This is a genomic window from Oceanobacillus sp. FSL W7-1309 (assembly GCF_038002145.1).
Classification (GTDB): domain Bacteria; phylum Bacillota; class Bacilli; order Bacillales; family Amphibacillaceae; genus Oceanobacillus; species Oceanobacillus profundus.
Window position 1 is genome coordinate 264272 of record NZ_JBBOBX010000002.1, and the last position, 20044, is coordinate 284315.

Sequence of the window (20044 nt, forward strand, 5' to 3'; positions counted from 1 at the left end):
ATTATGTACCCGTTGTTTAATTAATAAAACATCCAGTGTTCGAATCTGTCGCATAACGCGATTTTTACGCATAGGTTATAGCACATCCAAAAGGGAGGAATACGTAATGGTTTTAACATTTTCCCATGTGCTTTATGGCTTATTTACGCTTATTGTTATCTTAACAATGATATTTCGTAAAGGTGTTGTATTTCCGACACTATTAGGTACCTTTATTATTGGTTGTTTTTACACTGGGAGTATTGTAGATGGACTGACGACAATCTTTCGCGCTAATTTAGTAGCTGCGCAAGAGCTATTCAATATATTTCTAATTATCACCTTTATGCTTGCGTTATTACATGCACTTCGAGATTTAGAAGCAGACAGAAGGATGGTTGAACCGTTCGAGAAAATGATGGTGAATGGTCATGTTTCCTTTTTTGTCCTAGTAGGGGTTACTTATGTTATATCGCTATTCTTCTGGCCCACTCCTGCAGTTCCATTGATTTGCGCGTTGCTCGTTCCAGCTGCGGTACGTTCTGGATTACCAGCAATGACAGCAGCCGTTGCGATTGCTTTAGCGGGGCAAGGGATGGCACTTTCCTCGGATTATATTGTTCAGGTAGCACCTGGACTATCTGCTGCATCTGCTGGTGTTGATATTGCAACAGTTGCTGATAAAGCCATGATTTTATCGCTTGTTACTGGAGGAGTAGCCATTCTGTTTGCATATGCATTGCTGCGGAAAGGAATTCGAAAAAAGGGCGATGCACGAATTGAAAAAGATTTAAAAGGATTACAGTCTACAACAACTTCAAATCATAAAGCTCAAACAAAACACGTTACATTTTGGAGTAAAACGTTTGCTTTTGTTGTTCCGTTAACATTATTGGCTGTTGTAGGTTTCATGATTTATGAGAAGCTTCTTTCTGGTAGGATGAGTGGTTTAGAAGGAGGGGATGGTGCAGCATTTATTGGGGGAGTAGCAGCTGTTCTATTACTGATTATTACATTTGCATATGGGAGACACCACGCGCTGGATTACATTAGTAATCATATTACAGATGGATTTGTATTTGCATTTAAGGCGATGGGACCTGTGATCCCGATTGCAGGATTCTTCTTTCTGGGAAGCCCTGAATTTTCAGGGAGTATTCTAGGAGTAGAGGAGAATGCGCCAGCACTTTTATTTGATCTTGTTCAGTCAATACAAGATTATCTCCCGCAGAGTGCGTTTCTTGCAGCATTTAGTCTATTAATAATTGGAATCATAACTGGTCTTGATGGATCGGGCTTCTCTGGCTTGCCATTAACAGGGGCATTAGCAGCATCTTTACAAAACAGTGCAATAGATGCATCTACCCTTGCTGCAATCGGACAAATGGGAGCTATTTGGACTGGGGGAGGAACAATTGTAGCTTGGTCTTCCTTAATTGCAATTGCTGGATTTTGTGGGGTATCTGTGATGGACCTCGTACGGAAGAACTTTATTCCGGTAATATGCGGTTTAATTATCGCTACTGTATTTGGAATTTTTCTGCTTTAGGTGCGTTCCGATTTTATAATAGGATATTATTGGTAGAGGAGGAAGCAATCATTTGTTACACTAGAGAAAAGTCGGGAAAGTTAAGTAAAAAGAAAGGGAGTATCGTCATGCCAATCAATACAGTTGATATGATCGAGAAGTCATTGGATACCTTGTTTAATGGAACAGAATTCTTAAATGATATTCAAGACCAGAACAGGGAAAAGACTTTTCGAGCGTTAAGATCAATCTTATCCACTCCGAATCATGTAGCAAAATCCTTTCTTCGGGTTACACTTGAAAATGAAGAGGTAGTTCGAATTCCTGCTTTTCGAGTACAGCATAATAATATATTAGGCCCGTACAAAGGTGGTATTCGTTTTCATGAATCGGTTCATGAAGATGAGGTGATTAATCTTGCTACTCTAATGACGCTAAAGAATGCACTGCACGAAGTCCCTTTTGGTGGAGGCAAGGGTGGTGTTGTGATTGATCCGAGAAAATATAATACACGTGAGTTAAATTTAATATCGCGAAAATATGTACAGTATTTCAGCGATATTATAGGACCGGATAAAGACATTCCAGCACCTGATGTAGGGACGAGTGAACGGGAAATGGATTGGATGATGGGGGAATACAAAAGTATTCATCCAGGTAATAGCTATCGTGGAAGCTTTACTGGTAAAAGTGTTGTCAATGGAGGGTCACTAGGACGCAAAGAGGCGACTGGAAAAGGTGTCTATTACTCGTTTCGTTATTTATTACATGACTTCATCGAAGAGAAGAAAGCGTGGCTAACCGAACGGGAAAACACAGCTGCTAAGAATTTACTCCGTCATCAGGATAAGCGGTTGGAAGTAGCAATACAAGGTTTTGGAAATGTAGGATCAGTTGCAGCGCTAGAAGCACATCAATGCAAATTATTAAATAATAAAGTCATTTCTGTAAGCGATCACAATGTTGCGCTCTATAATAAGGATGGGCTAGATATACCAACACTTGTTAAATATACAACGAAAAACCATGGGGATTTACCGAAAACTACGCATGAATTACAAACAGCAGGCATAAATGCTAGTATACGACCACGTGAAGAATTATTAACATTAGATATAGATGTTCTATTTCTGGCAGCTCTTGAAGATCAGATTCATGAAGGAAATATGGAACAGATAAAAGCAAAAATAATCGTTGAAGCAGCAAATGCACCAATTAACAATGCTGCAGATGATTATTTAAATAAAAATGACGTTATTATAATTCCGGATATTTTAGCAAATGCAGGTGGCGCAATTGTATCCTATTTTGAATGGCTGCAGGGAAGGGAAACGCAATTTTATTCAGAGAAAGAAGTTTATACTAAGTTATATGAAAAAATGAAAGAGACCTTTCATGTTGTATATCCAAATTATTTTTCGGATCAGTTAACATTAAGACAACATTGTTATCGGCATGCCGTGCTGAAATTATCGACTATATTGTATAGGCAGGGAAAACTTTATTGAAGGTTGAAAAGAGAAGGCTATTTCGGTCTTTTCTTTTTTTTGCGTAACATGAATATAACATAATCTGATTACATAGCATGTACTGGGTAAGAATAAATAAAAGAGGGGGGAAATAATTGAATGCGATCCTAGTTGCTCTTATTGGCATGGTTATTTTTGCTTTAGGTTATCGCTATTATTCAAAGTTTATTGGAGAAAAGATTTTCAAGTTGGATCCCAACTATGTAACGCCAGCTCACCGGTATAAAGATGGTGTTGACTTTGTCCCGACTAATAAGTTTATCTTATGGGGACATCATTTTACCTCTGTAGCTGGGGCTGCACCGATTGTAGGACCTGCAATTGCCCTTTATTGGGGATGGTTACCTGCCTTTTTATGGGTAATTTTAGGAACAGTATTTGCAGCAGGGGTACATGATTTTGGTACGTTAGCATTGTCCGTTCGGAATAAAGGGCAATCTGTTGGAACGATTGCTGAAAAGTTAATTGGTAAACGTGGAAAGATTTTATTTCTATTTATAATTTTAACCCTTGTACTCATGGTTAACGCCGTGTTTGCATGGGTAATTGCAAACCTATTTATTACGTATCCATCGAGCGTTTTGCCAGTCTTCATTCAAATTCCGCTAGCTATTTGGATTGGTTATGCTGTATATAAACGCAACGCTAAAATGCTTGTGCCATCTTTAATTGCACTTGTAATTATGTATGTAGCCGCTATTTTATCAGCAGATATTGGATTTTTACAAATTGATTTAGTTGCATATATGGGTGGTGAAGATGGAGCAGGATTATTCGGTCTAAGCACCGTTTCAACGGCTTTCTTAATTTGGATCGTGATATTAATGATTTATGTGTACATTGCTTCAACACTTCCGGTGTGGAAATTGCTGCAGCCAAGAGATTTTATTAACTCCCATCAGCTTGTGGTTGGTCTTGGTATTTTATACCTGGGTTTATTATTTACAAACCCACAGATTACCGCACCAATAACAAATCCAAATACAGATATATCATGGTTGCCATTATTGTTTATTACAATAGCATGCGGTGCGATATCCGGTTTTCATGGACTTGTATCCTCAGGAACATCATCAAAACAATTAAACAAAGAAACAGACGCCCGTTTCGTTGGGTATTTTGGAGCGGTTGGAGAAGGTATATTGGCATTAATCTCGATTCTTGCTGTTGCAACATTATTTGCTAGTACAGCAGATTTTAATGCTGCTTATGCAAGCTTTACTCAGGCAAATGCTGGGGGCTTAGGCAATTTTGTTGAAGGCGCTGCCGTCTTGGCTGGTGGGTTAGGCATATCAACTAGCATCTCAACGACTATTGTTTCTATCATCGTTGTCAGCTTTGCTGCAACTACATTAGATACAGCAGTACGTTTAATGCGCTACATTATTGCTGAAATTGGTGCAGAATATAAGGTTAATGTCTTAACAAAACCACATGTTGCTACTTCTGTTGCAGTTTTATCAAGTGCAGCATTAGTACTAATACCAGAAGGGCCAAATGGATTTGGTTCGGGTGGATATTTAATCTGGCCATTATTCGGAACAGCTAACCAACTATTAGCCGGTATTAGTTTACTATTAATTTCAATTTGGTTAAAACTACTCGGAAGAAATTACGCTTACACATTAATTCCGATGATATTCCTAATGTTTATGACGCTATATGCACTGTTCCAGCAAGTGCTGTTTGAATGGTCATGGCTTGGCAACAATTCCAATACATTGTTATTTGTATTGGGAGCGATTATTTTCGTCTTTGCAGCTTGGATTGCGCTAACGTCCTTCCAGGCTTTGTCTGGAAAATTTGAGCAATCGATAAAAGATGATTAATAGAATGGGAGCGAAAGGGATCATATTTGGATCCCTTTTCTACATAATTTAAAGTAGGTGAATAGGATGCTAGATAAAGTAAAACAACTCATTGTGTTTTATGAAGAGGTATTAAGCATGCCACATCGACAGGAGATTGCACGCGAGCTAAGAAATGAAGACGATATGTTTTTATTACTGTTATATTCTGAAATGCTTGGCATCCCAAATCCAGTTTATTATTATACGTTAGAATTGTATCCTTATATGATGGAAAATTATCATGAATGGCATTTGCGCATGGGGATGGAAAAGTCCCCGATGGCAGGGTTTCGTTGCTGTTAAAATGCGGGTTAGGAGGGGAAGCGATGTCGATATTAAAGAAAAAAATTCTATTTGTAGGTGGCAAGGGTGGTGTCGGAAAGTCAACAACATCAGCCGCGATTGCCTTGAATTCTGCAAAACAGGGGAATAAAACACTGCTTATATCTACAGATCCAGCACATAACGTCGGAGATATTTTCAGTCAGTCAATTGGCGGAAAAACAAAGCGAGTAGCGGAGAATTTATTTGCACTGGAAATCGATCCAGCAATCGAGACGGAAAAATATATTAAAAGTGTCAAAGAAAATTTGAAAGGTACTGTGCAATCTTCGATGATAGAAGAAGTTAATCGGCAATTGGATACTGCTAAAGCTTCACCAGGTACAGAGGAAGCGGCATTATTTGATAAGTTAATCGCAATTATTTTAGAAGAAAGTGCACGCTTTGATCGGATTATATTTGATACAGCCCCTACTGGTCATACGATTAGGTTGCTTACTTTACCAGAGCTTATGGGAATATGGATAGAAGGTTTATTAAAAAAACGAAAAAAAACAAATGAGCATTACACCCAACTGTTAAATGATGGTGAACCAATAGAGGATCCAATCTATGAGGTATTAAAGAGACGTCAGGAGCGTTTTTCTAAAGCGAGAAAAATACTACTTGATACAAGGCAAACAGGCTTTATTTTTGTATTAAACCCAGAGAACCTTCCGATTTTAGAAACCAAAAAAGCAATAGAACTCCTTCAAACCTATCAACTGCCTGTAAAAACATTACTCATCAATAAAGTATTGCCGAAAGATGCAGAAGGCAGTTTTTTTAATAAAAGAAAAGAACACGAGCGTAAATATATGAAGATGATTAAAACCACATTTCATGAACAGAAACTTATTTATATACCGTTGTTTTCGGAAGATATAACGAGTAAACATCAATTAGAAGAAGTGGGTAATTATTTAGTGCAAGGGCAATGACCGTTGGTTTGAATAAAGATATAATGGGATTCGAATGAGAGAAAGATAATGATAGTCGATTTAACTATACCTAGAAAAAGCTATCATGGCTAGGGGCAAAAAAAATTAGAAAATCAACCTTGATGAAGCTTTATGCAAGAAAAAGTCCCTCATATAAATATGAAGGACTTACATAAACTAGTTACGTACAGGTTCTGTTTTATTTGAGATGATCTGTGATTTCTGTTGTGTTTTGCCCGGTCGTTTAACAAAGAACGAACATAGTAATGCTAAGACTGAAATCCCAGTAATAAAGAAGAACGCATATTTTACACCGGCAGCTAACACTTCTGGTTGAGTTGCATCAGGAAAATCGATAAGATAGCTGGTTTGGCCGCTTGTAAAGACCGTAATTGCAATTGCAGTACCTGCAGCACCAGCAACTTGATTTAACGTATTCATTGCAGCTGATCCATCTGCATATAACTGACGTGGTAATTGGTTTAGGGCATTTGTTTGGGATGGCATCATGACCATTGTTAGACCAAAGAATAGAACCATAAATGCTACAATAACTTGCCAAACTGGAGTTTGACTTGAAAGAACATTTACGAAAATAATGTTACCAATTACCAAAATAATCGATCCAGTAATAACAAATACACGTGGCCCCCATTTATCAAATAGTGCTCCGACAATTGGTGACAAAATAAAGTTAACTGCATTACCAGGAAGTAATATTAAACCGGCCACAACAGCACTAAATAATAGGGCGCCTTTTAAGTAAAGCGGCAGTAATATTGCTGTTGATAAAATAACTAAAATACCGAGGAACATCATCAATGTTCCTAATGTGAACATTGGGTATTTAAAGACGTGTAAATTAACCATCGGTTGCTCCATCGTCATTTGCCGAACACTAAATAGAAGAAGTGCAAGTATTCCTGCAAGTAGTGTTCCCCATACCTTTGGAGATGAAAACGGCTCTTCAGCCATTGTACTTAAAGCAAAAATAAGTCCTCCAAATCCTGCCGTTGAAAAAAGAATCGAAGCAAAATCGATTTTAGGCTTCGTAATTTCAGATACGTTTGAAATCTTAGCTATTGCATATAACGTTAATAGTACGTATAAAAGTGAACTGATCCAGAAAATATACGGCCAATCTAATGCGCTTATAATCACACCTGAAAGCGTTGGCCCTAATGCTGGAGCTAATGTAATTACGAGGCCCATCAGTCCCATTACTGTACCACGCTTGTGTACTGGGAAAATGATCAAGAGAACGGTTGTCATGACTGGAAGAATAAGCCCCGTTCCGATTGCTTGGATAATTCGGCCAAGTAATAGAACCATGAAGGTCGGTGATAATGCTGCTAAAATTCCTCCGAATAACGAAATGACTAAACCACCGATAACTAATTGTCTTGTCGTATACCATCTCATTAACAGTGCTGTGATTGGTACGAGAATTGCTAGTACTAATAAGTATCCAGTTGTTAGCCACTGAGCTGTACCAGCAGTAATGGAATACTCCTCCATGATATTTGTTAATGCCATATTTAATGCTGTTTCACCAAACAAACCAAGAAAAGCACCTAACATTAAAATAAATGCCATTGTCTTCGGATTTTTAACTTGAAGTTGCTTATTCATTGTAATCTCCTTTTACCTTATCGGTTATCTTATAAAATAATGTAACGAGATGAATTATTACATGTTTTAAAATATCACTAGAGCTGTTGCTTTTTTAGTGAAAGAGCAATTTAGACTATCAGTGAATTTTACCCCTTCCCGTGGCACACCTCCATAACGCCAATCGGTCTGTTTTTTACATTATCAAAAAAAATTTCTATAAGTCAACATATTTTTACATATGAAATTAATCGATTGTCTCAATTTATACATAATGAAAGCGTTCGTCCCATCTTCTTGTCTATCTAGCCCAAAAAATAGCGTTTAGCCTACTGGTTTAACGCTTAGAAAGATTTCTACTACTGTCTTTAGCAGTTGTTCCTTCTATGAGTTTTCTTACAAATTACTTGATTTTGACCGATCATTTGTTGAGCCTTTTTCATAATAGCTTCAAAAGAAGTATGCGATGCTACTGCCAATTCCTTAAATAAAATGTTCTGGATTGTAGATAGGAGTTTTTGATCTTGATCAGATAGTCCCCTGTTGCAACGCATTGCTTCATATTTTTTCGCATTAATGTAATGACGATGCTAGAGATATGTGTATGTCATCGATTTCACATAATCCATGTACAGAATAAACGAAACGATTGAATCTCCAATTTTAAAGATAATGTAAACTCCTAACACTTATTATTGTCAACTAAGTTTACGATAATAAGTTTAATGTCAGTGGATTAATTTGTCAACTTTGTTGACAAATTACGATGGTTTTTGTATAGTTAGGTCGATGATAAGGACAGGGGTGAAATTTATGGATAGGAAATTGCAAGGCTTGGACTTCATCGACAGTGTCAGTGAACGACATCAACAACTGCGAAAATTAACCGAGCAACTATGGAATGACAGCAGTAAGATTTATTTATCAAATTCAGAATGGTTTATTATGGCAAGAATTTATAAACGTAACCCTACTATCGCTTACGTTTCTAAGAACGTGGATATTTCAAGACAAGCAACCCATAAGTTTATTAAACAACTAGAGAATAAAGGACTATTGGAAATTAGCGATGCGGAGCATAACAAGAAGGATAAATGTCTACAGTTAACAACGTTAGGTGAAGCATGCTATGAAAAGAATGAAGCATTAAAGGCTGGCTTAGAGGAGCATATAGCTCACAAAATAGGCTCGGAAAATTTAATAGTATTAAAAGATATTTTAAAAATGGACTGGGGATTGTAGTCCGGAAATAAAACTATTTATGCTATTTCATTGTTTTCAAGGAATATAACTAGTAAACTACAATTAGAGAAAATAAGATTTATATCTGGAGGGGATGAATAGAATGAAAGCGTTTGTTCTGGAACATGGAGAACTGAAGGTTAAAGAAATGAAAGAGCCTACTGCAGGTCCACATGAAGTTGTTGTTTCATTGCGTACGGCTGGATTGAATCGTCGAGATTTATATCTCCCAAATCGAATTGGAGCCGACAAAGATGCTTTAATTCTTGGCTCGGATGGAGCTGGGATTGTTGAATCTGTGGGTGAAGCAGTAACTCGGATTCGTGTCGGTGATGAAGTAATTATAAATCCATCCCTTCGTTGGTATGAGAATAGCGATGCGCCACCAACAGAATTTGATATCTTAGGGATGCCTGACCATGGTACGTTTGCTGAAAAAATAGCCTTGTCCGAGGAACAAGTTGAGAAGAAGCCGAGTCATCTATCATGGGAAGAAGCTGGTGTATTTGCACTTGCAGCATTGACTGGTTACAGGGCATTATTCACGCAAGGAAAAGTAAAAGAAGGGGAAACCGTATTTATTCCAGGGGCAGGAAGTGGTGTTGCAACCTATTTAATTGCGTTTGCTAAAAATGTTGGTGCAAGAGTAATTGTCACTTCTCGTAGTGAAGAAAAGCGAAACAAGGCGAAAGAGCTTGGAGCAGATATTGCACTTGATACAAATAGTGATTGGAAAAAGGAATTAGAAAACGAAACGATTGACTTGGTGATTGATAGTGTAGGCGCAGCAACGTTTAATCGCTCAATAGAAGTATTGAAAAAAGGCGGTCGAATAGTAATTTTTGGTGCCACCACAGATGATCATATTGATTTTAATTTACGTTCGTTTTTCTATGGTCAATATAAATTACTAGGATCAACAATGGGGAGCAGGCAGGAGTTACAAGCTGCATTAAAGCATATGGAAAACTTTCAAATGCACCCGGTTGTGGATCAGACATTTTTACTTGATAACGCTCAAACTGCTTTCGATACGCTAGAAAAGAGCAAGCAATTTGGCAAGATTGCCTTACAGATATAGCATTTTTATTATTTAGCGAGAAAACATTTTTGCAAGAAAACTTAATAGGTAATTAAAACAAGAGCGTTTAGAAGAATCCCAAACGCTCTTGTTTTAACTAATCTAATCTACTGCAGCTTCCATCCAATGCGGTCCTTCTACCTGTCTCGTAACAAGCATACTGGATACAGCGTCACCTGTGGAATTGACCATTGTTGCAGGTGGATCCACAACTACACCAATTGCCGATATAATTGGTAAAGCTTCGATCGGTAAACCGTATAATGTTACAATCATTAATTCTCCAATAAAGCCGCCGCCAGGTATACCACTCATGACGATTCCGGAAAGCAGGGAGACACCAATTGCAGTTAAGAATGTATCGAATCCTGTGAAATCCATATTAAATACACCGAAAACAAAAGCAATCTTTAACATAGCGGAAAGGCAGGAACCATCCATATGTATGGTAGCTCCGAGCGGTATTATAGTTTCTCGAATATCCTTTGGAACTCCCATCTGCTTGGTTGCTTGAAGATTTGCTGGTATAGCTGCAACACTACTCCCAGTTCCTAGTGCGGTTGCTGCTGGAGCAAGTATATTTTTCCAGAAACGCGTAATTCCTTTTTTTCCACCAGCAATAAATGCATAACATGTAAAACCGACAGCAAAATAGATAATTGAAACAGGATAATAAATAATAATTGCTTTTGCATAATCACCAATTAATGCTGTTCCAAATTCACCGATTAATGCAGCAAAGTAAGCACCTAAACCGATTGGTGCATAATACATGACAAGCTGAATAATTTTCATAAATACTTCTGATCCACTTGTAAGAAACTTCGCGAACGGCCTTCCTTTTTCACCGGTTAACCCAGTAGCTATTCCAATTAAAACGGAGAAAATAATAAGTGCAAGCATATTCGACCTCGAGAATAAATCAACAAAGTCAGGGACAGTGAATGTTTCAACAAGTTGATCAGCTAGACTAATTTCTTCAACTTCTTCAGGTTCTATTAATGGTATATCCACACCAGAACCGGGCTGAAAAATAACTGTAGCTGCAAGCATGAAAAAAGAAGCAATAATCCCTGTAAGGATAAATACAGTCATCATGGAGCCCATAATTTTTCCGAGTCGTTTCATACTATCCATGCTTGCGATTGCAGATGAGATTGTAAAGAAGACAAGTGGAACAACAACCATAAACAAAAGGTTTATAAAGATATCCCCTAGTGGTTTGATCAATGTAGCTTGTTCTCCAAAAATAAGACCGATAATTGATCCGGTGACAATGGAGGACAACAAAATAATAGGGAAACGATATGCTTTGATTTTCTCTTTCACAGTATTCAATCCTTTTCGTGTATATTTTGGAAGATTTCTTCTTCCATCGTACACGAAAATGACTAAAGAAAATAGAGACTATTTTAAATAGGGGGAAATTAAATCAATTGCTTGTTGTATTTTTTTACTATTTCGATCATAAAGCGATTTTGATTCAGGATTTTCAGTTGCTAGTTTAAAGAGCTCTAAATCTGCTTGGCATTTCTTCATGGTTGCAAGTAATAGCGGCTTTTCAGTGGGTGCAGGAACAGCGATTTGGTCATCGAATAAGTCAATGAAAAGCTGCCCATCGTTATCTGCTTGGGCTAAAAATACATTTTCAATAGCAATATTACGTTTATCTAGCTCGGTTTCTAGCCAATTCGGATTTAGAGATAAATTTGCTAATGATTCAAGCAGAATCTTTCCATCCATAATTACGGTTTGTGGTTCTTTTGTGGGAGATAGTGTGATACCAAGATCTTTTGCTGTAAGTGGTAAATTTTCTCTTTTTGGTAATACATTTAACGATCCAGTAGGCTCCAAAACGGCGAATTCAACATCTGAGGCAAGGAATATATTTTTGTCTCGAAGCTTTTCCAATAAATCATCTGTAGAATAACCTTCTTTTTTAAGGTTGTCCTCCATGATTTTTCCGTCTTGAATGAATACAGTGCTTTTACCTTGTGTGAAATTTCTGAAAGATTTGCTTTTTAGCGCGATTTTTTCAACACCATAAGGAACGATAAACCAGATAATCATTGCGATGGCAGCGTGTGCGAAATTCGTATTTGGATCGATTGTATGAATAGCGGCAATCCCGCCAAGTACAATGCCCGAAATGGTTTCAAATATATTTAGCTGTGATAACTGCTTTGTCCCTAACCATTTCACCATGAAAAATAACAAAGCAATTAATGTTAGAGATCTCAAAATAATAATAATCCATTCTGGCATTAGCTTTCAATCCTTTCTGCTTGACAGATATTAAGGTATAGAACATTCTTTTCTGTATCACTTTAACTAAGGCTTTCGTCCATAAGCTTTTACTCTCTAGGAAAGCAAGGATGCTTTTTATGAGAACCCCTTTAATGAACCTTCTCTAATATTGCGGTTCCTGCTTCGAAATTTCAATAACTTGATAATGCAAATCCTGTTTTACATCTGAAATGATGTGTTCGACCTGGTTAAAAGCTTGCTTTGCTTTTTCGTCTTGAACCTTGTTAGCAAGTATTTCAAGACTCGCTTCAATACTTTTAATGGATGAATAACAGCCTTTAACCTGTGAACCAACAGTCATATGATCACCTCCGACTATCCTTTTGGTTTAAAGATGAGAGCACCAATTACTCCGAAAATAATTGCTGCTGAAATACCAGCACTTGTTACTTCAAACATTCCGGTGACAACCCCAATAATTCCATGTTGTTCAGCTTCTTGCATAGCACCATGGACGAGTGAATTACCAAAACTGGTAATCGGAACAGTTACACCGGCTCCAGCAAAGTCGATTAAGGGTTCATACCATCCGAACCCGTCCAGGATTGCTCCACTAACAACGAGAATGGTTAATGTATGGGCTGGTGATAGCTTAAAAACATCAAACATAATTTGTCCGATAACACATATTAATCCACCTATAAGAAATGCCCAGAAAAAAATCATAAAATTTCACTTCTTTCAATTGATACTGCATGTGCGATACAAGGGATTGGGTCACTTTGCTGGACACTTAAAGGAGAGTGCAAGGAGCCAGTAGCAACAACTAAAATCCGGTTTAAATCCCCTTGGATCAGTTGCTTTAAAAAATGCCCATAGGTTACAACTGCAGAACAGGCAGACCCACTACCGCCAGCAAGTACTGGTTGCCCCTCTCGATAAATTGTTAATCCACAATCAACATATTTCTCATCTTCAATTGGGATATTCCGCCCGTGCATATAATCAAGTGACACTTCTCTTCCGACATGACCAAGATCACCTGTAATGATTAAATCATAGAAAGATGGATCTACATTTCGTTCTTTTAAATGAACTTCGATTGTATCGGCAGCAGCTGCAGCCATTGCACCACCCATATTGAATGGGTCTGTCATTCCCATATCAACTACCTTTCCAATTGTGGCTGAAGTGACAATGGGTCCGACACCTTCTTTAGCTATTAAGGCACACCCTGCACCTGTAACAGTCCATTGTGCTGTTGGTGGCTTTTGTCCCCCATATTCTGTTGGGTAACGAAATTGCTTTTCGGCCGCAGCATTATGACTAGATGAGCCACTTAGTATATAATTTGCACCATTCCCGTTGATAATTGCAGCAGATAATGCCAAGCTTTCCATGGAAGTCGCACAGGCACTAAACAATCCAAAATAAGGGAGTCCCATCGTGCTTGCGGCAAAGCTTGTTGGCGTAATCTGATTGATTAAATCACCACTAATAAAGAATTCTACCTGCTCCTTATCAATTGGGCTTTTTTTAATGGCGGTCTGACAAGCTTCCTCCATCATTGTTTGTTGTGCTTTTTCAAAGGAGTCTTGCTGTAACCATATATCGTCATGCAAAATATCAAATGCCTCGGGAATGTTGCCATTTGCTTCAAAAGGCCCGCCGATCGTTCCGGTTGTAAGAATAACTGGCTTGTTTTGGAATATCCATGTTCGATGTCCCGTAAGCATTATAAACCACCCCATTGTATGAGTATCGTCTTAATTAAAGCAATGACAAATGCGGCGAATACACCGTAAACAATGACTGGCCCAGCTAATTTCAGCATATTACCACCAACACCCAAAATAAAACCTTCCGTTCGATATTCGATGGCGGCTGAGATAACCGCATTACCAAACCCTGTAACAGGTACTGCCGATCCAGCACCAGAGAATTGACCAATCCGGTCATAAAAACCGAATCCTGTCAGTAACATGGTGATGAAAATTAATGTTGCAGTTGTAGGGTTTCCAGCGGTTTTTTCTGTAAAATGGAAAAAATAGATGTAAAAGGTAGTTATAATTTGCCCAATAAAACAAATGAAACCGCCGACGAGAAAGGCTTTAATGCAATTTTTTAGAATAGGCCTTTTTACTTCTCTTTTTGATTGAAAATCCTGATACTGCTGTGATTCAGGAGGGAGATTTTTCTTTTTCTCATCTGACATTGGTTATCACTCTTTCTGCTAGGTCTGTTCTTTCGATAATTTAACAATCTGTTTCAATTTCTTTTTTAATTCTTTATTTTGAATTTCAGCATTAATTATCTGCTTTTCGAGTTTATTCAGTTCGATAATTATTTTTTTGTCTGTAGATAATTCAACATCTAAATCCTTAAACTGTTTTTTCATTTCTTTCTGATATTGCTTTTGTATTTTTGCTAACTCCAAGCGTTTCATGTGTTCAATTTCAATGGCTATCAACATTGTCTCATCTGTATTGACTGCTTTCACCGTTATAATCTCATCATGCTTACGGAGAAGATCTTTGGCTTTATTGGATGGCTGTTGACTTATTAATGTCTCATTCGATATTTTAGTTAAATCAATTTTTTCATTGTTATCAGCGGGTTCCATGGATAGGTCATTCCCACATGCTGTAAGTAAAATTACGAAACCAACGTATAGAACAAAGCTTTTTTTATACATATTCACACTCAACTTTCATTAAAGATATGTAAGAGGCTGCCAGAAGACAACCTCTTTTATATCGGGAAATACATATCATACGAGCGTTGACGACTTTATATTACTGTTTATATTGTGGTTCTTCTTGCTCGATTTGAGCCATTCTTGGTTCAACGGTTTGCAGTATGTTCATTGTTTGTTGTGCAGCATTTTGATAGACCTGCTTTGCTTGTTTATTTTCTGTTTGAAGCGCAAATTGTTCAAAACTCGCTTGAGCACTTCGTAAGCCAGCTATTGTTTGTTTTACTTGGCTTGCTACTGTCACCTGGATCCCTCCTCGAGTATACTTACACTATTTATAGTGAATTAAAATGGAGTTAATATACTTTGTATTTATTTCCATTTACAGTTAAAATAAGTAAATAATACTATTTTTGAAACATTTTAGTAGGTTGATTCGTCATATATAGTGGGAGATATTTTGGTGGAGGAGGGGAAGTCATAAAAAGGGGTATTGCTTTTTTTACTATCTTGTTAATAAGCTTTGTTGCGATGGTTATGTTGATTGATGGAGAAGGGAAAGGGTCGGTTGTAACATCAACCTCCACGATTAAAGTTGAAGATAACCTGCTTATTCATATGAGGGTGGAAGACGTAGACGATGGAATTCAGATACAATGCTCCCTTCAATATGTTGGAAAAGAGGATATTTTACTCGAACATCAAACGCCATTAGTATCCGCTCGTTTTGATGAAACGATACATAATTTTACTGGAGATAAGTTAGCGAAGACACTTCGGCGGGGGAGTATTTATCACCAGCCAACAATTTTGCTTGATTATCCGGAAATTTCAGATTTAAATTTGGAAATTAGTGCTAAGTTTTGGGTGGATGGAGAACCAATAAATTTTCAACATATCGAAAAATTGGAGTTCGATTAAAAAACGATGCATTCTACTTGAATACATCGTTTTTATATTTAGCTTTTATTTTAAATTCAATCCTTTTTGTTTTACAAAAGGGGATACATCCATTCTTGTTGGCTGACTAAATTTGCGTACCATTTGATCAGACCACGTATCTATTTTTGTATTTGAGGAACGTGTTTGATAATACTGCTTCATCTCGTGATCATATGCTTCAATATGCTTTTGCTGCTCATAAAATGGCAAGTATTTATTTTGATGATAAACAGCTTCTAAAGGTAATCTTGGTTTAATATCTGGTTGATGGTCCGGGTAGCCGACGACAAGCCCAAATAGTGGGATAACATGATTCGGCAATTCTAGAAGTTCATTTACACGATTAATATCATTTCGAAGACTGCCGATATAGCAGATACCTAGTCCCATCGATTCAGCAGCTATTGTTGCATTTTGTGCTGCAAGTGAAGCATCAATCGTTGCTACAATGAATTGTTCTGTACTCTCTAAATTATCTTCAATGGAAACCGATTCATCTGCATTCGCAAGTTGGTTGATACGGTGCAGATCCCCACAAAATACCAATAGATGAGCATTGTTTTTTACATGTGAATGACCGGAAACCTTATATAGCTCTTCTTTTAATGCGTTATCGGAAATACCAATAATGGTATATGCCATTACATTACTGGATGTCGAAGCTTGCTGTGCAGCTTTGATAATTGTGTTGACTTGTTCGTCCGTTATAGCTTCAGCTTTGAACTTTCGAATGGAACGATGGTTCAGTATTGTTTCGATTGTTTGATTCATATGTAAAAGCCTCCTTATTTAGTTAATCTGAAGTGAAACTAAAAATTGTATGAATTGTAGGGCCATCCTCGATTTCATGCCACTCTGTGAGGAGTTCGGGAGTTGGTTCAATGATATCTGGAGTAGCTATTGTAATGCTATCATTATCTAACCAATCAATAGAAAGAAATGGCCACCTATAATTTAAAATAGTATCATTACTTTTTTCATTATTCAAAGAAAGCAGCTTCCAGTTATCTAGATCAACAACTACTATCGTATCTAAGTTGCTAATACTTGCATGGAATCGACTAAAATGGAGAACAACTTTTGATTCATTTGGTGAGAGAATGGAACCACTGAATTTTGCAATATCTGCAACAAGATAAGCTAATTTTTCATTCGTTGGATGAAAGAGTAGATAAGAGCATAAATCATGAACACAGGAAAACTCAAGTAAATAAATGTCATGGGATTCAGCAGATATTCTTTCTAAATGCATTTTGTTAATGACTTGTTTCCTGTTACTTACTCCTTTTAGGTATTCGTTTAAGATAGGCACCATCTTTAGGCTGATTAGAATTTGTTCATCCTCCAGAGAAAACTCAATAAATTCCTCGCTTTCTTCCTCTTCTTGCTGTTCAATAAGAACAGGTTCTTTTTCTGTTTCGTCCGGTACGGTATCTATCTTTTCGATAATAGCTGGAGCAGAACCGGAACAACCTGTTAACAGTAATAATATGACCAAAGGAATCCATTTCATCATACAAATCGCTCCATTTGTTTATTATATTCATCAAAGTGGTGATGGAGTCTTCAGTCGGGGAGATTAGAATATTCCACTAGATGAATATATTTAATTATACAATAATCACAACGATTTTATTAGCCTGAATAATTAAAAAGACACACGAACCAATCACACTCCTTAATAATTTATATAAACTGTGGATTAGTGTATTTAAATGGATTGTGCGTCTACCCGCTCCGGAAATATACTTCGCTAGTATATGCTCACCAATTATTACTTGTGGAATTAATAAAAACGATATCGATGCGCTACCAGTCCGGGTGAGCACAGGGCGGTGACTCCAGTGGGAACAGCACGTGTCTGAAGACTCACCGGAAGTGGGTTTCTTCCGGAGAGGCTGAAGCCGTGCCCACGGAAAGCATCCGCCCGGAGCGATCCCGGACGGCGATTGTTGCACATACTTGAAGAAAACAGCCGAGAAGTTAGTTCGCAGTTTCTTTCAAATATAAACTTACAATCCATATACTGTTCTATTCGTAATCCATTCGTTAAGTCAAGGTTTAATGGTTAGCTATGTTGTTTGTAGTAAGGTTTGACTATACTTTAGAAAAATTTCATGGATACATACTAATTTTTGTTTTTTTTTGATACACTCTATTTAATGAATTAGAAGCAGGAAGAAGGGGAGTAAGGTGAAGACATTTAAGTTGAAGCGTTTAGAAGTTGTTGACCATGATGATGAAGAGATCGAACAAACGAATATTAAGCTGCTTGATGGTCTTATTATCAACAGAGAAGATGATAAAGGACAGTGGTTGATTGAAGCTTACACGGATACATCATATCTTAATTACTTCAATAAGCTTCATGGGGAGCAGGGGGAAATAATGGTTCAAGCAACGATTACAAAAGAAAGCAATGAACCTGCTACGTTTATCACGACTATTCTTGGAATAAATGAGATTGGAGACAAGATCAATGTGTTGTTTATCGGTACCATTATCGACCGACGAAAACACATAATTGAAGACTTGCTAACAGACCTTATTGAGCAAGGTTATCAGGGAAGGGAATTACTTGTAAAATTTAAAGAACTGGCTTAGTGTTCTTTGATTCTATTTTTTAGCAGCTAGGAGAAAAATTATGAAAATGCATCATTCGAAGTATCGGATATTAAATCGCTTATCACCGGTACAAATGTTATTATTGTTCTACTTTATTGCCGTATTGCTATCCACATTTACACTGGCATTACCGTTTACACATCAAGATGGAGTAGAGATAGCCTTTGTTGATTTGTTATTTACATCGGTAAGTGCAATTAGTGTTACTGGATTAAGTACAATATCGATTGTCGATTCGTTAAGTACACTCGGAGTTATTGTGCTTGCAATGATTATGCAATTAGGTGCAGTCGGTATTATGTCTATCGGCACATTGATTTGGCTCGTTCTAGGAAAACGAATCGGCCTTAAAGAGAGAAGTTTAATTATGACGGATCAGAACCAGTCAAGTTTTCAGGGTATGGTACGTTTAATCAAACAAATAATTTATGTATTACTTGTCATTGAATTTATTGGTTTTCTTATTTTGGGGACGTATTTTCTACGATATTTTCCAACAGCAAGTGAAGCATATTTGCATGGCTTTTTCGGCACAATTAGTGCTATTTCCAATGCGGGTTTTGATATTACTGGTCAATCATTGATTCCGTACGACCATGACTATTTCGTGCAATTTATTTATATGTTGTTAATTATCCTTGGAGCGATTGGTTTCCCGGTCTGGATAGAAGTAAAGGAATACGTATTTTTTAAAAAGGGCAGGCGAAATTTCTTTCGGTTCAGTTTGTTTACAAAGCTAACAACGTTCACATTTTTCACCTTAATTGGAGTAGGGGCATTAGGTATTTTTTTACTGGATATAAATCATTTCTTTGTGGGGAAATCATGGCATGAATCGTTATTCTACGCTTTATTCCAATCAGTAACAACTAGGAGTGGCGGTCTATCAACTATGGATGTAAGCTTACTTTCAGAATCAAACCATTTATTTCTTTCGTTCTTGATGTTTATCGGGGCCTCACCGAGCAGTGCGGGTGGAGGAATTCGAACAACAACATTTGCTTTAGCGTTAATTTTCATCATTACTTATATTCGTGGTGGAAGGAGTGTACGAATATTCAATCGGGAAATTTATGAGGGAGATATGTCTAAAGCCGTAACAGTTACATTAGTTGCATTTATTTTTGTGTTTAGCTCGATTTTACTCATGTCAATTGTTGAACCATTTTCATTAGATCAAATTCTTTTTGAGGTAACATCTGCCTTTGGAACAGTTGGATTGTCACTAGGAATTACAGGAGAATTGAGTACGTTTAGCAAAATAATTCTTATGTTGCTTATGTTTATTGGGAGAGTTGGAATTATAACCTTTCTACTCATGTTTACAAAAAAGAAAAAGAAAGAGAAATACAGTTATCCTAAAGAAAGAGTTATTATTGGATAAATAATGACAAAAAAATGTTGTCAATGAGGTTAAGGTATTCAGCATTCAACTACTTCCATTTAAATAAAA

Annotated in this window: 21 protein-coding genes; 10 read left to right on the forward strand and 11 right to left on the reverse strand. The window is 37.2% G+C overall.

What is annotated here, in order from left to right; translation table 11 throughout:
- Positions 1 to 106 precede the first annotated feature (106 nt).
- From NST46_RS13940 to NST46_RS13960, 5 genes are all read left to right on the forward strand, one after another.
- The gene (locus NST46_RS13940; RefSeq protein ID WP_340002020.1) at positions 107 to 1528 is read left to right on the forward strand and encodes a hypothetical protein; all 1422 of its coding nucleotides are present in this window, start codon (positions 107 to 109) and stop codon (positions 1526 to 1528) included.
- Positions 1529 to 1635: 107 nt separating this feature from the next.
- Positions 1636 to 3015: a Glu/Leu/Phe/Val family dehydrogenase gene (locus NST46_RS13945; protein WP_095308381.1), complete on the forward strand. Its 1380-nt coding sequence runs from the start codon at positions 1636 to 1638 to the stop codon at positions 3013 to 3015.
- A gap of 116 nt (positions 3016 to 3131) precedes the next feature.
- Positions 3132 to 4865 (forward strand): carbon starvation CstA family protein, encoded by a 1734-nt coding sequence (locus tag NST46_RS13950; RefSeq protein WP_341137398.1) that lies wholly within the window; start codon positions 3132 to 3134, stop codon positions 4863 to 4865.
- Between the two features lie 66 nt (positions 4866 to 4931).
- Positions 4932 to 5189, forward strand: a complete 258-nt coding sequence (locus NST46_RS13955; RefSeq protein ID WP_095308383.1) for a cory-CC-star protein — start codon at positions 4932 to 4934, stop codon at positions 5187 to 5189.
- A 23-nt stretch (positions 5190 to 5212) separates the two neighbouring features.
- A complete protein-coding gene (locus NST46_RS13960; RefSeq protein ID WP_095308384.1) occupies positions 5213 to 6148 on the forward strand; it encodes an ArsA family ATPase in 936 nt (311 codons plus the stop codon).
- A gap of 177 nt (positions 6149 to 6325) precedes the next feature.
- On the opposite strand, the gene NST46_RS13965 is transcribed toward NST46_RS13960, so the two are convergent.
- Complete coding sequence (locus NST46_RS13965) at positions 6326 to 7780, reverse strand: DHA2 family efflux MFS transporter permease subunit (protein ID WP_340002018.1); 1455 nt, start codon at positions 7778 to 7780, stop codon at positions 6326 to 6328.
- Between the two features lie 792 nt (positions 7781 to 8572).
- Between NST46_RS13965 and NST46_RS13970 the strand changes: the two genes are divergently transcribed.
- Positions 8573 to 9001 carry a MarR family winged helix-turn-helix transcriptional regulator gene (locus NST46_RS13970; RefSeq protein ID WP_251659092.1) on the forward strand — a complete coding sequence of 143 codons (429 nt, stop codon included), beginning with the start codon at positions 8573 to 8575 and terminating at the stop codon, positions 8999 to 9001.
- A gap of 103 nt (positions 9002 to 9104) precedes the next feature.
- The gene (locus NST46_RS13975) at positions 9105 to 10082 is read left to right on the forward strand and encodes a zinc-binding dehydrogenase (RefSeq protein WP_095308388.1); all 978 of its coding nucleotides are present in this window, start codon (positions 9105 to 9107) and stop codon (positions 10080 to 10082) included.
- Positions 10083 to 10184: 102 nt separating this feature from the next.
- Here the strand turns inward: NST46_RS13975 and NST46_RS13980 are convergent, their stop codons facing one another.
- The 8 genes from NST46_RS13980 to NST46_RS14015 form a co-directional block, all read right to left on the reverse strand.
- On the reverse strand, positions 10185 to 11411 hold the full coding sequence (locus NST46_RS13980; RefSeq protein ID WP_095308390.1) for a dicarboxylate/amino acid:cation symporter: 1227 nt from the start codon (positions 11409 to 11411) through the stop codon (positions 10185 to 10187).
- Positions 11412 to 11489: 78 nt separating this feature from the next.
- The gene (locus tag NST46_RS13985) at positions 11490 to 12347 is read right to left on the reverse strand and encodes a DUF421 domain-containing protein (RefSeq protein WP_340002016.1); all 858 of its coding nucleotides are present in this window, start codon (positions 12345 to 12347) and stop codon (positions 11490 to 11492) included.
- Between the two features lie 145 nt (positions 12348 to 12492).
- Positions 12493 to 12690, reverse strand: coding sequence for a DUF1657 domain-containing protein (locus tag NST46_RS13990; RefSeq protein WP_095308392.1), 198 nt, complete (start codon positions 12688 to 12690; stop codon positions 12493 to 12495).
- Between the two features lie 14 nt (positions 12691 to 12704).
- Positions 12705 to 13055, reverse strand: coding sequence for a stage V sporulation protein AE (gene spoVAE, locus NST46_RS13995; protein WP_095308393.1), 351 nt, complete (start codon positions 13053 to 13055; stop codon positions 12705 to 12707).
- Positions 13052 to 14065 (reverse strand): stage V sporulation protein AD, encoded by a 1014-nt coding sequence (gene spoVAD / locus NST46_RS14000; protein ID WP_251659089.1) that lies wholly within the window; start codon positions 14063 to 14065, stop codon positions 13052 to 13054. Before spoVAD ends, spoVAE begins: the two co-directional genes overlap by 4 nt.
- The gene (gene spoVAC / locus NST46_RS14005) at positions 14065 to 14544 is read right to left on the reverse strand and encodes a stage V sporulation protein AC (RefSeq protein ID WP_095308396.1); all 480 of its coding nucleotides are present in this window, start codon (positions 14542 to 14544) and stop codon (positions 14065 to 14067) included. The genes spoVAD and spoVAC overlap by 1 nt, the downstream gene beginning before the upstream one ends.
- Positions 14545 to 14562: 18 nt before the next feature.
- Positions 14563 to 15036 (reverse strand): hypothetical protein, encoded by a 474-nt coding sequence (locus NST46_RS14010; RefSeq protein ID WP_341137399.1) that lies wholly within the window; start codon positions 15034 to 15036, stop codon positions 14563 to 14565.
- Between the two features lie 88 nt (positions 15037 to 15124).
- Positions 15125 to 15328 carry a DUF1657 domain-containing protein gene (locus tag NST46_RS14015; RefSeq protein ID WP_095308398.1) on the reverse strand — a complete coding sequence of 68 codons (204 nt, stop codon included), beginning with the start codon at positions 15326 to 15328 and terminating at the stop codon, positions 15125 to 15127.
- 206 nt (positions 15329 to 15534) lie between these two features.
- Between NST46_RS14015 and NST46_RS14020 the strand changes: the two genes are divergently transcribed.
- Positions 15535 to 15945 (forward strand): hypothetical protein, encoded by a 411-nt coding sequence (locus NST46_RS14020; protein WP_095308399.1) that lies wholly within the window; start codon positions 15535 to 15537, stop codon positions 15943 to 15945.
- 45 nt (positions 15946 to 15990) lie between these two features.
- Here the strand turns inward: NST46_RS14020 and nfsA are convergent, their stop codons facing one another.
- The gene (gene nfsA, locus NST46_RS14025) at positions 15991 to 16737 is read right to left on the reverse strand and encodes an oxygen-insensitive NADPH nitroreductase (protein WP_340002015.1); all 747 of its coding nucleotides are present in this window, start codon (positions 16735 to 16737) and stop codon (positions 15991 to 15993) included.
- A 22-nt stretch (positions 16738 to 16759) separates the two neighbouring features.
- Complete coding sequence (locus NST46_RS14030; RefSeq protein ID WP_095308402.1) at positions 16760 to 17482, reverse strand: hypothetical protein; 723 nt, start codon at positions 17480 to 17482, stop codon at positions 16760 to 16762.
- 677 nt (positions 17483 to 18159) lie between these two features.
- Here NST46_RS14030 and NST46_RS14035 point away from each other — a divergent pair.
- Together NST46_RS14035 and NST46_RS14040 are read left to right on the forward strand one after the other, a co-directional pair.
- Complete coding sequence (locus NST46_RS14035; protein WP_095308407.1) at positions 18160 to 18570, forward strand: YwpF-like family protein; 411 nt, start codon at positions 18160 to 18162, stop codon at positions 18568 to 18570.
- Between the two features lie 40 nt (positions 18571 to 18610).
- Positions 18611 to 19975 (forward strand): TrkH family potassium uptake protein, encoded by a 1365-nt coding sequence (locus NST46_RS14040; protein WP_158586217.1) that lies wholly within the window; start codon positions 18611 to 18613, stop codon positions 19973 to 19975.
- Positions 19976 to 20044 lie beyond the last annotated feature (69 nt).

Excerpts from the sequence above, each read along its gene's own strand:
- NST46_RS13990 (WP_095308392.1), bottom strand. The coding sequence starts at position 12,690 with ATGACTGTTGGTTCACAGGTTAAAGGCTGTTATTCATCCATTAAAAGT.
- NST46_RS14030 (WP_095308402.1), bottom strand. The coding sequence starts at position 17,482 with ATGATGAAATGGATTCCTTTGGTCATATTATTACTGTTAACAGGTTGT.
- NST46_RS13965 (WP_340002018.1), bottom strand. The coding sequence starts at position 7,780 with ATGAATAAGCAACTTCAAGTTAAAAATCCGAAGACAATGGCATTTATT.
- NST46_RS13975 (WP_095308388.1), top strand. The coding sequence starts at position 9,105 with ATGAAAGCGTTTGTTCTGGAACATGGAGAACTGAAGGTTAAAGAAATG.
- spoVAE (WP_095308393.1), bottom strand. The coding sequence starts at position 13,055 with ATGATTTTTTTCTGGGCATTTCTTATAGGTGGATTAATATGTGTTATC.
- nfsA (WP_340002015.1), bottom strand. The coding sequence starts at position 16,737 with ATGAATCAAACAATCGAAACAATACTGAACCATCGTTCCATTCGAAAG.
- NST46_RS13955 (WP_095308383.1), top strand. The coding sequence starts at position 4,932 with ATGCTAGATAAAGTAAAACAACTCATTGTGTTTTATGAAGAGGTATTA.
- NST46_RS13945 (WP_095308381.1), top strand. The coding sequence starts at position 1,636 with ATGCCAATCAATACAGTTGATATGATCGAGAAGTCATTGGATACCTTG.
- spoVAC (WP_095308396.1), bottom strand. The coding sequence starts at position 14,544 with ATGTCAGATGAGAAAAAGAAAAATCTCCCTCCTGAATCACAGCAGTAT.
- NST46_RS13970 (WP_251659092.1), top strand. The coding sequence starts at position 8,573 with ATGGATAGGAAATTGCAAGGCTTGGACTTCATCGACAGTGTCAGTGAA.
- spoVAD (WP_251659089.1), bottom strand. The coding sequence starts at position 14,065 with ATGCTTACGGGACATCGAACATGGATATTCCAAAACAAGCCAGTTATT.
- NST46_RS13940 (WP_340002020.1), top strand. The coding sequence starts at position 107 with ATGGTTTTAACATTTTCCCATGTGCTTTATGGCTTATTTACGCTTATT.
- NST46_RS13985 (WP_340002016.1), bottom strand. The coding sequence starts at position 12,347 with ATGCCAGAATGGATTATTATTATTTTGAGATCTCTAACATTAATTGCT.
- NST46_RS13960 (WP_095308384.1), top strand. The coding sequence starts at position 5,213 with ATGTCGATATTAAAGAAAAAAATTCTATTTGTAGGTGGCAAGGGTGGT.
- NST46_RS14040 (WP_158586217.1), top strand. The coding sequence starts at position 18,611 with ATGAAAATGCATCATTCGAAGTATCGGATATTAAATCGCTTATCACCG.